Source organism: Winogradskyella aurantia (genome assembly GCF_002266855.1).
In the GTDB taxonomy this organism is placed as follows: domain Bacteria; phylum Bacteroidota; class Bacteroidia; order Flavobacteriales; family Flavobacteriaceae; genus Winogradskyella; species Winogradskyella aurantia.
Map to the genome: position 1 here is coordinate 304,430 of NZ_NGJN01000003.1, position 14,543 is coordinate 318,972.

The 14,543-nt window shown below is 38.9% G+C and carries 11 protein-coding genes; 1 reads left to right on the plus strand and 10 read right to left on the minus strand.

The features are described from left to right. Positions 1-4: 4 nt before the first annotated feature. From CA834_RS07225 to gmd, 10 genes are all read right to left on the minus strand, one after another. Entirely contained in the window at positions 5-1,162 is a 1,158-nt protein-coding gene (locus CA834_RS07225; protein ID WP_094968014.1) for a glycosyltransferase family protein, read from the minus strand. Further along, positions 1,163-2,011 carry a sulfotransferase domain-containing protein gene (locus tag CA834_RS07230; protein WP_094968015.1) on the minus strand — a complete coding sequence of 283 codons (849 nt, stop codon included), beginning with the start codon at positions 2,009-2,011 and terminating at the stop codon, positions 1,163-1,165. Between the two features lies 1 nt (position 2,012). Beyond that, on the minus strand, positions 2,013-2,882 hold the full coding sequence (locus CA834_RS07235) for a sulfotransferase family protein (RefSeq protein ID WP_094968016.1): 870 nt from the start codon (positions 2,880-2,882) through the stop codon (positions 2,013-2,015). Between the two features lie 5 nt (positions 2,883-2,887). After that, positions 2,888-4,675, minus strand: coding sequence for an ABC transporter ATP-binding protein (locus CA834_RS07240; protein WP_094968017.1), 1,788 nt, complete (start codon positions 4,673-4,675; stop codon positions 2,888-2,890). Next, positions 4,676-5,746, minus strand: coding sequence for an NAD-dependent epimerase/dehydratase family protein (locus CA834_RS07245; protein WP_094968018.1), 1,071 nt, complete (start codon positions 5,744-5,746; stop codon positions 4,676-4,678). Between the two features lie 17 nt (positions 5,747-5,763). Further along, positions 5,764-6,816: an NAD-dependent epimerase/dehydratase family protein gene (locus CA834_RS07250; RefSeq protein WP_094968019.1), complete on the minus strand. Its 1,053-nt coding sequence runs from the start codon at positions 6,814-6,816 to the stop codon at positions 5,764-5,766. 838 nt (positions 6,817-7,654) lie between these two features. After that, positions 7,655-8,089 carry a DUF2061 domain-containing protein gene (locus CA834_RS07255; protein ID WP_094968020.1) on the minus strand — a complete coding sequence of 145 codons (435 nt, stop codon included), beginning with the start codon at positions 8,087-8,089 and terminating at the stop codon, positions 7,655-7,657. A 43-nt stretch (positions 8,090-8,132) separates the two neighbouring features. Further along, complete coding sequence (locus CA834_RS07260; protein WP_240507503.1) at positions 8,133-9,125, minus strand: GDP-L-fucose synthase family protein; 993 nt, start codon at positions 9,123-9,125, stop codon at positions 8,133-8,135. A gap of 4 nt (positions 9,126-9,129) precedes the next feature. Next, complete coding sequence (locus CA834_RS07265; RefSeq protein ID WP_094968022.1) at positions 9,130-9,483, minus strand: four helix bundle protein; 354 nt, start codon at positions 9,481-9,483, stop codon at positions 9,130-9,132. A gap of 97 nt (positions 9,484-9,580) precedes the next feature. Continuing rightward, on the minus strand, positions 9,581-10,696 hold the full coding sequence (gmd, locus tag CA834_RS07270) for a GDP-mannose 4,6-dehydratase (protein ID WP_094968023.1): 1,116 nt from the start codon (positions 10,694-10,696) through the stop codon (positions 9,581-9,583). 251 nt (positions 10,697-10,947) lie between these two features. Between gmd and CA834_RS07275 the strand changes: the two genes are divergently transcribed. Then, the gene (locus CA834_RS07275; RefSeq protein ID WP_094968024.1) at positions 10,948-14,532 is read left to right on the plus strand and encodes a T9SS type A sorting domain-containing protein; all 3,585 of its coding nucleotides are present in this window, start codon (positions 10,948-10,950) and stop codon (positions 14,530-14,532) included. Positions 14,533-14,543 lie beyond the last annotated feature (11 nt).

Consider the following 14,543-nt stretch of genomic DNA (forward strand, 5'->3'; position numbering starts at 1 on the left):
TTAATTACAAGCTGTTTATATTACTCTTTAATACCTCGTGGATATTATTGGCAAACAAAACGGATTGAGAAACTTTGTAAGCGTTTTCAGAAAATACTTTTGACGTATCAGGGTCCCTTGCCGTCTTTTGGCATACATCTAACAAATCCTTGGCAGAGTCAGTACTTATTGTAATGCCACAATGATACTTTTTGGCAAAGATATAAGCACTTGAATAGTTAGGCCCCCACACAAAAATAGGTTTTCCATAAGGTGCATAGTCTAGCCATTTCGTTGTAAAACTTGTTGAAACAAAAGGCTTTTCTAATTCCTCAAAACTCATGACTGTCAAAAACGCATCTGCAGCCGCAAGTTCCTTTTTAAGTGCTTCAAATGGCATAAAGCTCTGATAAATACCTGCTTCCTTCATTTCCTGTATGTCTTCATCACTCCAACCCTTACCCACTGGGAAAATTTTTAAGTGTAATTCATCATGATTTTTAATTAATTTGGCAAATTGAAGTAACATTCTGCCATAGGCTCCGTAGCAATTACCTGCATAGGCAATAGTAAATCGATTATTTACAATCTCACTGGTAATATTAGATATATTGGCATCACCTATGGGATATAACACATGTCCGTTTTTATGACCCCCAAAAAAGTTTTGCATGCCTTCGCTGGTATAAAAGGCGAGGTCAGCGGTATGATTTAATAGTCTAAACTTTTTCATCAAAAATTCTCGTACCCAACCATAAGGCTCCATATATGGTTTTATAAACTGTGAGTAGGGAAATAAATCTTGAAAATCTACTACAAGGGGAATATTCAGTTGTTTTGATAATTGCAGAGCAAATCCAGAGTGAATATTATCTGGTACCGTAAACACAAAATCGGGTTCAAATTTTTTTGCATACTCCAAAACCGACTTTGGCAAATAAAACCAACTCCATAAATAATGAAAATTCCAAATAAGTTTTGAAAATCTGGAGTTCTGTGCCTTTTTACGAATTTTTGACATTGGTATCACAAACTTTACACTAGTCTCAGAAGTATTAGCTTGATAGCTTACAACAGCTATGTCAAAGTCATTTCTTTGTACAAAATGACGATGTATAGCTATATGAGCGCCACATGAGGTGTCTGGTATAATTGATGATATATATATTCCTTTTTTATGCATCTATAAAGGTATTATCTCACAAAGGCCTTCTTGCTTTCTTTTCTCATTAACCGTTTTAAGAAAATAATTCGAAGAAAACTCTTTATCGATTTTATTATGATCTAATTCCCAATCTAGATGAGTATACCCAAAGTCTCGATAATAATTTGAGAATTTATCTTTAAAAAATTCTAAATCCGCAGCTGTCAACCAATCTTTCCAACTCCCTGTGCCTTTTGTGCGAACCACTCTATTGAATCTCGTTGGAACGACTGCGATTTCACCTGAATTTAAACTTAAATCCAAATATTTTTCTGTTTTTTCGAAATCTTGCTTTATAAAGTCTTCATACTTTAAGACAAAGGCATTAGACTCCTTATAAAAGCTTCTGAGATATTCATTTCTCTGAACGAACTCATTTAACGGTAGCGAATGGCCTACATACTTCACCCACATATCAATACAATTTATGGAATCTGGTTGTTTGGATTTTTGACAAAGGGCACTATAAAACTCTAAAATCAGTTCTTCGTCCTTGTCCCAGAGGGAATGATAACCCGCTTCATAAAGCATAGCACTAATAAATTGATCTCTTGGATCTCGTGGTATCAAAATTATTTTCGAAAAATTAGATATGGCCTGCATATCTATTTGTTTTATAGCAACAACTTTAGTTATTGACTTTTTGTTTTTTGTTATGGCCTTGTTGATGGTTTCTAGATGTGAGGGCTCGAAATATTCAGCCACGTCATTACCCCCTAATGCATTTTTCAGTTTATACAACAATGCCGTTGTACCTGATTTTGGCGCACCAATAACTAATAGGTTTTTAGCTTCTGCATTTTTATATTTTTTAAAAAATCTTAACATATTAAAATTTTAATTGCCAGAAATCTTCAGTTTTTCCGTATTCATTAAGAAATAAGGTTATATCTTTATTTACATAATTGATAAATTCAATCTGTAAATTCTCTGAAATAAGAGGCTCCGGATATGTCATCTTCTCGTGTATTTTTATATTCTTTTTTAGCCTGTTACGTGTTGCTTCCGGTACAATTTTTTTAATGACACCATCCAATTTATTATCATAAACAAAGCGAAAAAAAGGCGTTAAGGTCCTTTTATCTTCTGCAGTATTTGATGCCTTTACTTCTATTTGCTCCGGTTTCGCAATACCTAAAAAAGCATATAGTTTATTAAATTCCAAATCCTCATTATTGATTAAATCTTCTAAAAACATCACGTGGATATTTTCAGTTGGAAAAAACTTTTTATAATGGTTCAGTTGATAACCATATTTATAATGACACCAGTGTGTTGTATGACTTTTTAGATAACTCACATAACTTTCGAAACCTTTTTTCGCTGGTTTGTGCAAAAAGTGATTTCTATGATGTAAATGCATCTTCCAGCTAGAGACCAGGCGTGCTATAGGGTTTCTTACAATATAGACTAATTTCATTTCTGGATTAAAGTTATAAATGCGCTCTGCAGACCTATTATTTGGCATCGCTGCGTAATTTGGAGTGGCATCGATTATAACCTTTTCATTAGTGTGGTGGGCAAAATGTTGGCTATACCAGAGTTCCCCTTTCTGATAATTCTTATCTAAGTCAAAAAAACGAACTTCCTTGGGCTTGCTTAAACAACAATCTGGATGCTCATCTAAAACTTGAGCCAATGTTGTTGTGCCACATTTGGCAGATCCGATAATTAGGACATTAGGCTTTTTAGGCTCCATACGGTTTATGTAATATTATTTATTTCTAAAATCAAATCACTATAAATGCCTTGTGATTTTAGTTTACCTTTTTTAAATACAAATATCACGTCGGTATTTTTTAAGGTTTCCAGACGGTGGGCTATTTGGATAATCGTTAAATTTTTGGGTAGTGCATCAATAGAGGCTATTAAGCGTTTTTCAGTTTCGTTGTCTAAAGCACTGGTCGCTTCATCAAAAATAAGTATTTCGGGCTCCCCATAAAGGGCTCTGGCCAAAACAATTCGCTGCCTTTGCCCACCACTCAGCTTTATACCTCTATCGCCACAAATAGTCTTGTAGCCTTCAGACATGGTTTCGGATATAAAATCATGAATTTGAGCCAATTTAGCCGCAGCTTTTACTTTTTCTAAATCGATATCCTTTTCTGGCACACCAAAGGCAATGTTATTAATTACCGTATCATCGATTAAAAAGATGTCTTGAGGCACATAGCCTATTTTTTTTCGCCAACTGGCAATGTTTGTCTCATTAAGAGGTTTGTGGTCTATGATGATCCCGCCTCGTGAAGGTTTAAGCAAACCCAAAACAGCATCGACTAAAGTAGATTTTCCGGCTCCAGAACTTCCAATAATACCAACGCGTTGTCCCTTTTTAATCGTTAAGTTTATAGACCTTAAGGTATCTTCAGACACATTGGGGTATCTAAAACACAAATCTTTTAGTAGAATTTTCTCAGAAAAAACAATTGGTCTTTTTTCTAAGGTTGTATTTTGATTTTCTTCTGTAATAATCTTGTCTTTAAAGTCTTCAGTTAAAATATCAACCGCATATTGATGACTTTTCATTCTATTTAATGAGGCACTTATTATCTGAAGTCCAGGCAAAATACGATAGGCTGCCATAACAAACAGCACAAAGATTGGCAAAATATTTTCAAGGGAATTCCCTTTTGAAAACATAAACAATACGAGAATTATAATACCGGAAAAAACAATCCCCTCAATAGCATATCTTGGACCATTAGAAGCCAGTGTTAAAAATGAATCGTGGTTTGCGATGATTTGCCATTGTTTTTTAAATCGTTTCAAAAAATACTCCTGTGAATTGTGTATGATGGCAGACTTTATGCCTGTGAGTAATTGGAAAGCCGATTGGTATCTTGCACTGACCATATCCTTTCGGTCTAAATTACCCAAAATAATTCTTTTCCTAAAAAATAAGTTTGATATGAACAATATGGCTGAAAAAAACACAACAGCAACCAAAATCACCTGCCAATTAATAAATAATAGCAGAATAAAGATTATGATAATATTGATGAACTTGGATATAATTTCTATTAAAGGCGTTATGGCACCAGCCATAAAAGAATTGACATCACCTTGGATTCGTTTCACCAATTCACCGCTGTTATTTTGCACATGAAAAATATAGGGTTGATAAGCGTATATAGCTAATAATTTTGAACCGATTAACATCCCTGTATCATTCGCGTATTTTGAGCGATAATAATCGGCAAATACATTAGTGAGACTAGATAGCAAAATCAGTGTAATAGCAATGCAGCCCGAAGTAAGCACCAAATTATCTTTTATAGCGGGTGGCAGCAGGTACTCAAATTTTAAGTACAAACCAGATTGTGCAATCATATCTGGATTAGTTACGAAGGACAAAAATGGCAAAATTGAAAATATACTGAGGGCCTGCAAAATACCCTGGCTTATGGAGAGAAAAACAACCCAAATGAATCGCTTTCTACCAAAAGGTAAAATGAGGTTAAGAATTTTTTTTAGATAATGACTGTTTTTCATTTATAAAGCACTCAACTCACACCAATTCTTTTGTGTTTTGGCAAAACTTGCTATTTCGTTTAAAATATCATCTATCTTGATCTTTGGAGACCAGCCCCAGGTAGCTTTGGCTTTAGAGGCATCCAATACCATCCATGGAATATCAAAAGGACGCTCGGTTTTAGTCTGTTCTACCGTGTTATCTCCTACATGTTTTCTACACCATTCGGTTAGCTGCGCTAATGACATAGCGTTCTCCACCCCGCCACTCAAATTAATAATTCTTGGTTTTTTACTGTCTTTTGGTTCTTGTAATTGTAACAAAATTAAATCGGCTAAATCGTTAGGGTGCAAGCAATCTCTTACCTGATAACCCGAGCCACCAAAACCAATGTACTTTAAAGGCCTGTGTTCTTGGAAACTGTGAATCCAAAAGGAAAAAATCCCTTGTGCTGGATGCCCAAATTGCCCAGCACCTGCTAGGACCCCACAACGATTTATCCAAACTGGGAACCCAAAGGTTTCTCCATATTCTAAGGCTAAATGCTCTGAGGCCACTTTGGTACTTCCATACAGTGATACTGGTGGGAGCGTAGAATAGCTTTCATTGACACCTTTAGTTGAAATACCTACAGGAAAATCTTGTTTTGTTGATGGCGAAAAAGCTTTGTTAGATTCCACCATATCTAAATTTGCCAAATCAGGAATAGAATACACACGACTAGTAGACAACAACACAAAGGCGGCTTGGTGTTGTTTACAGTATTCTAATAAATTGATTGTCCCTTGCAAATTATGTTCAATCAATTGACGGCTACTGGTTTTACCATCGACCCCAGCCAAAACCGATGGATTTGCTGCAGCATCAATTAACACATCAGCTTTAGGAATGGTCTCTAAGTCACTCGCCACGCGAATATCGCCGCGATAAACGGTAATCCCTAAGTCTTTCAATGGCTCTAAGTTAGTCCAACTGCCTGCTCGACTGCAGTTATCAAGGCCGAAAATCTCAAAATCTGGATTCTCTCCCTTGAGATGCTTTGCTATCCTAGATCCTACAAAGCCGCAAATCCCTGTGATAAATATTTTCATTTTTTATAAGGTCTAAATTAGCTCAACCGTTCTTTCCAAGACTCCACAATCTGTCTAATAGTTTCATCTAATGAAATGGTGATATCCCAATCTGGGTAATGCGATTTCATTTTACGTAGATCACTGTAATAACAAATATGATCACCCTCTCTGTTTTTATCGGAGTATTGGTAATTCATGGCTTTTCCAGAATATTTCTCAGCAATTTTAAAAGCTTCAAGGATAGAACAAGTATTGTCTTTACCACCACCTAAATTATACACCTCTGCAATTCTAGGTTTATCAATAAACGCTTCTATGAATTTTGAGATGTCATATGAGTGGATATTATCTCGAACTTGCTTTCCTTTGTAACCAAATACGGTGTACTGCGTGCCATCTAAATTACATTTTACGAGATAACTTAAAAAGCCATGCAATTCTACACCCGAGTGGTTCGGTCCAGTTAAACAGCCACCACGTAGTACACAAGTTGGCATATTAAAATAGCGACCATATTCTTGCACACACACATCCGCCGCTACTTTTGAGGCCCCAAATAAGGAATGCTTACTCTGGTCAATAGTGAAATTTTCAGGAATACCCGTATGATAGGTTTCATCGGCATAATCCCAACGGGTCTCGAGCTCTACCATGGGAATTAGATTTGGCGCATCACCATAAACCTTGTTGGTCGACATGTGCACAAAAGGGACATCCGTAGAGAATTGCCGTGTGGCTTCTAGCAAGTTAAAGGTCCCAACCGCATTGGTATCAAAATCCTCAAAAGGGATATCCGCTGCTCTATCGTGACTTGGCTGCGCAGCTGTATGCACAATGGCGTCTGGCGCAATATCTTTTACCATCTTAAGCACGCCCTCACGATCTCTGATATCGAGTTCTACGTGATTATAATTGGTTAGGTCTTCTTCTAGTCGTTTTTGATTCCAACGTGTATCACCTTTCTCGCCAAAGAATACAGCACGTTGGTTATTATCTACACCGTAAATTTCCCAGCCTAGATTGTGAAAGTGTTTACATACTTCTGAGCCGACCAAACCGGATGAACCCGTTACTAATAGTTTTTTCATGTTATATATTATTGTAATTAAACGTTTTGAGGAAGCTTAAGACACATTTAGAGAAAAGCGGTCCCATGTTGTGCTTTAAAGACAAACCCTTTTTAACATTGGCTGTTGTCAAGAGCAATATGGAGTCAAAAGCTAAAGTAAAACGTGACAAGTCCGCTTGACCCATAAAGAATAATAGCGTTTTTATTATGATACTGCGATTCAGTGGACAAAAATGCGACTTAAATCTTTAATTCACAAAACAAAAGGCCATAAGTTATGGTACCCTTTTGATTGAAACTATCGTATTAGCTCACGAAAAGTTTTGAAGTATAAGGGTATAGTCAAATATAAGTTTCTTGTAAGTCATTGACAGTTCGCGCTTAGCTATAGAGATAAGTTATAAGTAATGCGTGTTGGGTGATTGTAATGGTAATAGTCAATCAGAGGATGATGAAGCTAATTTTTAGTTAGGTAGCTGCGATTTACGTTTTGAGTAATAGAGGGTTCTCGATACAAAATAGCTCAAAGCCATTTCACTCTAACTGAAAGCAAAACTCAGATTTGTCACATCGATTGCTTGCGAGGAATGCGCAAGTGTATTAAGATTTGTTGATATGTAGAATTTGCACTAGTGAGTACTGTCTTCTTGGTCGTTATTATTTTTTTTGGTTGTCGATACAAAATGGCTCAAAACCATTTGACTCGGTCTGGCAACTGGGAGGAGAAAACGTTGAAACAATTTATCCTGCATTGATAAAAGCCTGTTTTCGATAGGTCGATAGGGCATGATGACTTTTATTACTTCAATAGCTTCCCTCGTTTTTGAAATAGCACCAGACCATAGTCCAAATTATCATTATCTGGGTTGCTTTAATTCCTTTAAACGTTTTTTGCGTATCCGTTGGTACAAACCATAGTTAATGTGGTACCATGTTTTTTCGTGTAAGAAATATAATACCATTTTGGTAATGACTTCAGCACCCCCAATCTGAAGACCGGTCAAAGGGTTACCTGTAATAATCCAACTTAACACAATGGTATCTAATGTTCCAACAGCTCGCCATGAGAAGGTTTTTAAAACATGGCGTTTGTTGGAAGATTGTATTGTGGACCTAAACCATAACCTTTCGTGACCATAAAAGAGAAGCATTTTGGTTGCTAATTCAAAAAAGCCTATTTGTAAACCAACAGTGACATCATTAGATATTAACCAAGCCAATAGCACTGTATCTAGAGTTCCTATTATACGCCAAGTGACGGTTTTAGCTAAATGACGTTTACTTAGTTTCATTCGTATCCTTTAACCCTTAAGCATTGTTTTAAACTGTAACTCATTAAAATTTTACAGTTTTATAATCGTCTTGATGGGCTAAAAACCAATTGTAGGTGTCCTTTATCCCCATTTCCAAGTCGAAGTTCGGTTCCCAGCCCAAACTTCGGAGCTTAGAACTGTCCATCAACTTTCGTGGCGTGCCATCGGGTTTGGAGCTGTCCCATGCTATAGCTCCTTTATGCCCAACAATGTTCTGTATGGTTTCCGCTAATGTTTTGATGGTCACATCAGTGCCAGTGCCCACATTATACAAATACTCGGGCAAGACATGCTCTACGGCAAACATCACCGCTTGGGCCAAATCATCCACATGTAAAAACTCACGCATCGGTGTACCGCTACCCCATAAGGTGACCGTTGACTGTTGACCGTTGTCTGTTGCCAATTTGGCTTCATGAAACTTGCGAATCATAGCCGGTAAGACATGGGAACTTTTTAAATCGAAATTATCGTTTGGGCCATACAAATTCGTCGGCATAAGGCTCACAAAATCCTTGCCGTATTGCTTCCGGATGGCCTCACAAACCTTAACCCCAGCAATCTTTGCAATGGCATACCATTGGTTGGTAGGTTCTAAGCTATCTGTGAGCAGATAGTCTTCTTTTAAAGGCTGTGGTGCAAACTTGGGATAGATACAGGAACTTCCTAAAAAGATAAATTTCTGTACCTCGGCTTTGTGCGACGCATCGATCAAATTATTTTGAATCTGCAAATTCTCCATTAAAAAGGGATACGGATGCTCATTATTGGCTAAAATACCTCCTACGCGAGCTGCGGCATCAATGACAATATCAGGTTTTTCAGTGTTGATAAAATCGGTAACGGCCTGTTGATTGCGCAAATCCAGCTCCTTACTCGTTCTACCTATTAGGTTGGTATAGCCTTTTCCTTCTAGGGCTCGCCAAACGGCAGAGCCTACCATGCCACGGTGGCCGGCGATGTAGATTTTATCGGTGAGATGGTGAGATAGTGAGACGGTCATACTTTGACTCATGGTATTAGTTTAAGTTTTTATTTAACGATTGCTTTAAACGGTATAGCATTTTTCTGATTGTCTGAATTTTACCTTGCAAGGCGTCAGACACAACCAAATAACCTATTCGTTCTGCAATAATCAATTGTGTTTCAATTTCCGACAATGACCCAGAAGCTATATTCAAAAATCGAATAAAATCTTTTGTTGACCCTCTACTTGCCCCTTCAGCAATATTTGATGGTATTGAAATTGCCGCTCGTCTTAATTGAGATGTCAATCCAAAATCTTCCGAAGAAGGAAATCGCTCAGTTAGCTTGTACAGATCTTCGACCAAATCTAAACTTCGTGTATATACTTCTAAATCCTTGTGTGTCATTTTTCAAATCCCTATTTCCTCCGCATATCACCGCATCACCGAATCACCACATCACCGCATCACCGCATCACCGCATCACCGCATTACCGCATCACCATTATTCATAATAATTCATCGTGGTATAACCTCCATCCTTAAGGTACTGCTGTTCTTGCATGAGCTTCAAATCCCCTTTCATCATGTCCTTTACTAAATCCTGAAGGTCGTACTGGCATTCCCAGCCCAATTTTTCCTTGGCTTTGGTCGCGTCCCCGATTAACAAGTCCACTTCGGTAGGTCTAAAATACCTCGGATCGACGGCGAGGATCTCTTTACCAATCTCTAATTGGTAGGCAGGGTTGCTACATTTGGCAACATACCCTTTTTCATCTTCGCCTGTACCCTTAAACTCTAGTTCTATACCCACTTCGGCAAAAGCCATCTTTACGAAGTCGCGCACGGGTGTGGTCTTACCTGTAGCGATAACCCAATCCTCTGCTTCCTCGGCTTGAAGAATCATCCACATCATACGGACATAGTCCTTGGCATGGCCCCAATCGCGCTGGGCGTCAAGATTTCCTAAATAGAACTTGTCTTGTAATCCTAAGGCGATTCGCGATACGGCTCTCGTAATCTTTCGGGTCACAAAGGTTTCCCCGCGTATGGGGGATTCATGATTGAACAAAATACCGTTGCAGGCATACATAGCATAGGCTTCACGATAGTTAACCGTAATCCAATAGGCGTACATTTTAGCCACCGCATAGGGTGAACGCGGATAAAAGGGTGTGGTTTCCGATTGCGGAACCTCCTGTACCTTCCCATAAAGTTCTGAGGTTGAGGCTTGGTAGATACGGGTCTTTTTCTCTAAACCTAACAAGCGTACGGCGTCTAAAATACGTAAAGTCCCCAGGCCATCGGCATTACCCGTATATTCGGGTATTTCAAAAGACACCTGCACATGGCTCATAGCCGCCAAATTATAGATCTCATCCGGTTGGATTTCCTTAATCAAGCGTATGAGATTGGTACTATCCGTCATATCGCCATAATGCAGATAGAAATTTTGATGGTCTACGTGGGGATCTTGATACAAATGATCGATACGGTCCGTATTAAAAAGTGACGAACGTCGTTTGAGGCCGTGTACTAGATAGCCTTTTTTCAATAAAAATTCACTGAGATAAGCGCCATCCTGACCTGTGACCCCTGTTATAAATGCGACTTTAGCCATATTAATTGCCTTTGTGTTGGATAATTAAGGTTAGGATACAAAACTAAAAGATTTCGCAGATTATTGCGGGCTATTTAAAAATTATTCTAATACCCTCTCAATTGTAAGGTCTGTCTTTTTGGTTCTCTCTTTTTAGCTGAAAACCATGTTATTTAAAAGATTTTTTTATATGTTTGCCTTATACTCAAATCTTAAGGTTTAGGAGTTAAACTGACAGAGCCTGAGTACTTTATATATAAAGCATATAATTTATGAAACATACTTACTTTATTCTGGTTTGCTTAATTAGTATAACATTTGGTTTCGCACAAGCACCAATTACTACAATTGATCGTTTAAATGGCCCCGGGCCAACGGCCACTGATAATGTGGCTTCCGTATCCTCTATTGGATTAACGCGGGGTGCTGGTCTAAATCAATCTGGATTAGATGGCTCGCCAGCTTTTATATCAAATAACTTCACCAATAATGCAGATTTGGCTACGGCTCAGGCTAATGATGACTACCTAGAGTGGTCCGTAACAGCAAATACGGCTTTCGAAGTTACAGTAGACGACATTGACATTAAACTAAACCGTAATTTAAATGGCCCAAACAATTGGCAGATTTTTTGGAGTACGGACGGTTTTGCTACGGCTGGTAATCCTATTGCGGCACCACAAACCTTAGGAGCGAATACCACTATTTTTAATCTAGCCAGCATTAACGGCGGCAACTTAGGTATTACCTCTGGTGCGTCGGGGACTATAACCTTTAGATTGTATGCCTGGGGTGCCATTGCTAACAATGGCAGACTAAATGTAGTAAAACAAAATGCATGGTCAATCTCACCGGCCGTTCCTGAACCAGGGATTCGATTAATTGGTAGTACTGCGACAGCATCTAGCAATAGCGCTGATTCTGATATTATTTCGTCCTCAACTATTTTGGCACCTTTACAAAATATACCTTATACAGCCTTTTCAGCAACCTCAGGACTTTCCATAATTGCCGCGAACGCAGCAGTTATTGGAGAATTTACCATTAGAGATGGTGGTAGTGATTTAACTGACAGTGATACCGATGGCACCACCTTATCCTCCATACAATTTGAGGTGTTAAATAGTGAAAATATAGCTGCACTAGCTATTTTTGACGGGTTTACAAACGTTGCAGAAGTGACGACCGTTACCCCATTAACGAGTTTTAATGGATTAAGTCTAACTGCTCCAGATGATAACTCTAAAATCTTTTTTGTTGCAGCTACCTTCAAATCTACTGTTACTGACAATGAACAAGTTCAACTAACAGTAAATAATGTAACTTCTCCTGCATCCGGTAGTTCCTTATTTGAAGCATCAGATGCTGGTGGTACTGCAACTTCAATTGCAGGAGATGATAATCGTATTGAAGTTAATGCCAACCGTTTTGATTTTGGACAGCAGCCTACAGACGGCAACGAATTGGAACTGATTACACCGTTCCCAACGGTATTGGCAGTGGATGCCAATGGGAACCAGGACCTTGACCAAAACCTAACAGGCATTACAGTTATAGGTGGCAGTGTGGTTCCGGAAACTTACGATATGACTAACGGCTTGGCTATATTAGATAATGTGGTATTTACTAGTAGTGAGACGGGAGTGACGCTTTCGGCCAATTCCGGTGTTTTATCTGGGGTGAGCGCTCCTTTCAATATCGGGGGACCATTAATCAATATTGCCCAGCAGAATTTTGATACGGAAACCGGATGGACCTACACCTCTAGCCTTGCCTTATTTGGTGATGCCACATCGTGGGCCAACAATACCGGACATTTTAATGAAATTGCCCTTGCTGATTCAGCACCCTTAGATTTTCAATTATTCGACACTGAAATTTTTGGGGAAAACAATGTGAATAATACCCCAAACTCATTTAGAACCTTAACATTTAGTAATATAGATGTTAGTGATTCCAATGACGTTATTATCTTTTTTGATTGGCAGGTTAGTGGTTATCAAATCAATTCTAATGATTTGCAGTATAGACTTGTCATAGATGGAGCCGTCAGTGGTCCGTGGGTATTTGTTTTTGATGGAAATATTAATAATCCAAATGACGGTCAGGGGCGGGTGCGGATTGATATTCCAGATGGTAGTACTTCAGTAGGCTTATTGGTGCGCCTGCGTAACAATCTTACTATGGGCTATGCTGGTCTTGATAATTTTAGACTTGCCAGTGCCTTTAATGGTCTTATTTACACCGATGCCGGCGGTTGGAGAAACAATATTTCCCCTGACGCTACGACAGGAGCCTTAGATGCCTTGGTGATAGATGGTACATATAACGTATCCGGTAATGTGCAGATTAATGACTTTACCATATTAGCGGATGCTGCAACCTCAATTCCGGTAGCCACATCTTTAACCGTTAATGGCAATCTTACAACACTAGGGGTCTTAGAACTCAATTCAGTTTCTGACACCTATTCCAGTTTAATAGTAAACGGTACCTCTACGGGTGAGGTTACTTACTTTAGGCATGTAAATCAAATTGCGGATACTGGAGCGGTAACGGGGCAAAACGATCTTATTGCGCCACCTGTAACCAGCGTAAGTCAAGATTTCTTAGCCTTTAGAAATGCTAATCCTGACTTGCCATCAGGAACCATAGGCGGGGTGCCATCCTTTTTATTCGGTCCATTCGATAATACGAGTAATACTTATGTCAATTATACGGCTAGTAATGATTTAGACCCTCTTGAAGCCGGTATTGGTTACCGCACTGCATCAACACAAATCGGTGGGTCGACCTTTACCTTTACAGGAGATGTGGAGACTAATGCGAGTCCGGTGACCATAACTCGTGGCACCAGCACTGCATTCAATCTTATTGGTAACCCATACCCGTCTTATATCAGCTTATCAGGCTTTTTAGCAGCCAATAACAGCGAATTCGACCCCTTAACATCTGGAGTATACGGCTACGATGGCGATGCTACAGATGGATTTGTGATATGGAATCAGGCACACTCAGATGCCAATCCAAACGCGAAAATCGCTCCTGGTCAAGGGTTTTTCGTGTCCTCTAAAGTTGGGGGTGGCACTATTAGTTTCCCGGCATCAATTAGGACTTCAGGTACAGCAGATGACTTTATACCTGGGCGAATGGCAGACCCTGAGACATATATAAAGCACCTTAAGTTAAAGTTAGAGCAGGATGAAAATATTTATTTCACTGATGTGTATTTTACGGACAATGCCTCATTAGGCATGGATAGCGGTTATGACTCTGCTTTATTTGGGGAGCTACCACAAGTGGCTCTGTATTCTAGTTTAGTGGAAGGTCATAGTGGGGAGCGTTTAGGAGTACAATCCGTTGATTTTAATGCCACAACGAATGTGAGCATTCCTTTAGGATTGCATGCTGAACCTGGTCAAGAACTTAGTATAAGTATTAATGAAAGTACCTTATCTGCGGATACGGAGGTCTATTTAGAAGATCGTTTGAATAATACCTTTACCTTGCTCAGTGATGGCGCTATTTTTAGTCTAACGCCAAATGCAGCATTAAGTGGCACAGGGCGTTATTACTTGACTTTTTCTAGTAATCAACTGGGTGTAGGTGAAACAGGCTTATCCAATGTTCGGGTAACTGCGCAATCCAACCCAAAGACCATTACCATAAGCGGAACCCTAAATACGGAGACTAAAGCTGAGGTTTATGACATCCAAGGACGATTGATGCTACAACAGCAGTTGAGCACTGATACGACATTACATACCATAGATGCGTCCAACTTAACTGGTGGTATCTATATTGTAAATCTTCAGAGTGAAGGTGCAGAGCATTCACAAAAAGTGATTATTAGATAAACTATCATATT

What these genes read in the sequence shown, in the direction of transcription:
- CA834_RS07260 (WP_240507503.1), bottom strand. Translation starts at nt 9,125, where the DNA reads ATGAGTCAAAGTATGACCGTCTCACTATCTCACCATCTCACCGATAAA.
- CA834_RS07230 (WP_094968015.1), bottom strand. Translation starts at nt 2,011, where the DNA reads ATGTTAAGATTTTTTAAAAAATATAAAAATGCAGAAGCTAAAAACCTA.
- CA834_RS07225 (WP_094968014.1), bottom strand. Translation starts at nt 1,162, where the DNA reads ATGCATAAAAAAGGAATATATATATCATCAATTATACCAGACACCTCA.
- gmd (WP_094968023.1), bottom strand. Translation starts at nt 10,696, where the DNA reads ATGGCTAAAGTCGCATTTATAACAGGGGTCACAGGTCAGGATGGCGCT.
- CA834_RS07275 (WP_094968024.1), top strand. Translation starts at nt 10,948, where the DNA reads ATGAAACATACTTACTTTATTCTGGTTTGCTTAATTAGTATAACATTT.
- CA834_RS07240 (WP_094968017.1), bottom strand. Translation starts at nt 4,675, where the DNA reads ATGAAAAACAGTCATTATCTAAAAAAAATTCTTAACCTCATTTTACCT.
- CA834_RS07250 (WP_094968019.1), bottom strand. Translation starts at nt 6,816, where the DNA reads ATGAAAAAACTATTAGTAACGGGTTCATCCGGTTTGGTCGGCTCAGAA.
- CA834_RS07265 (WP_094968022.1), bottom strand. Translation starts at nt 9,483, where the DNA reads ATGACACACAAGGATTTAGAAGTATATACACGAAGTTTAGATTTGGTC.
- CA834_RS07245 (WP_094968018.1), bottom strand. Translation starts at nt 5,746, where the DNA reads ATGAAAATATTTATCACAGGGATTTGCGGCTTTGTAGGATCTAGGATA.
- CA834_RS07235 (WP_094968016.1), bottom strand. Translation starts at nt 2,882, where the DNA reads ATGGAGCCTAAAAAGCCTAATGTCCTAATTATCGGATCTGCCAAATGT.
- CA834_RS07255 (WP_094968020.1), bottom strand. Translation starts at nt 8,089, where the DNA reads ATGAAACTAAGTAAACGTCATTTAGCTAAAACCGTCACTTGGCGTATA.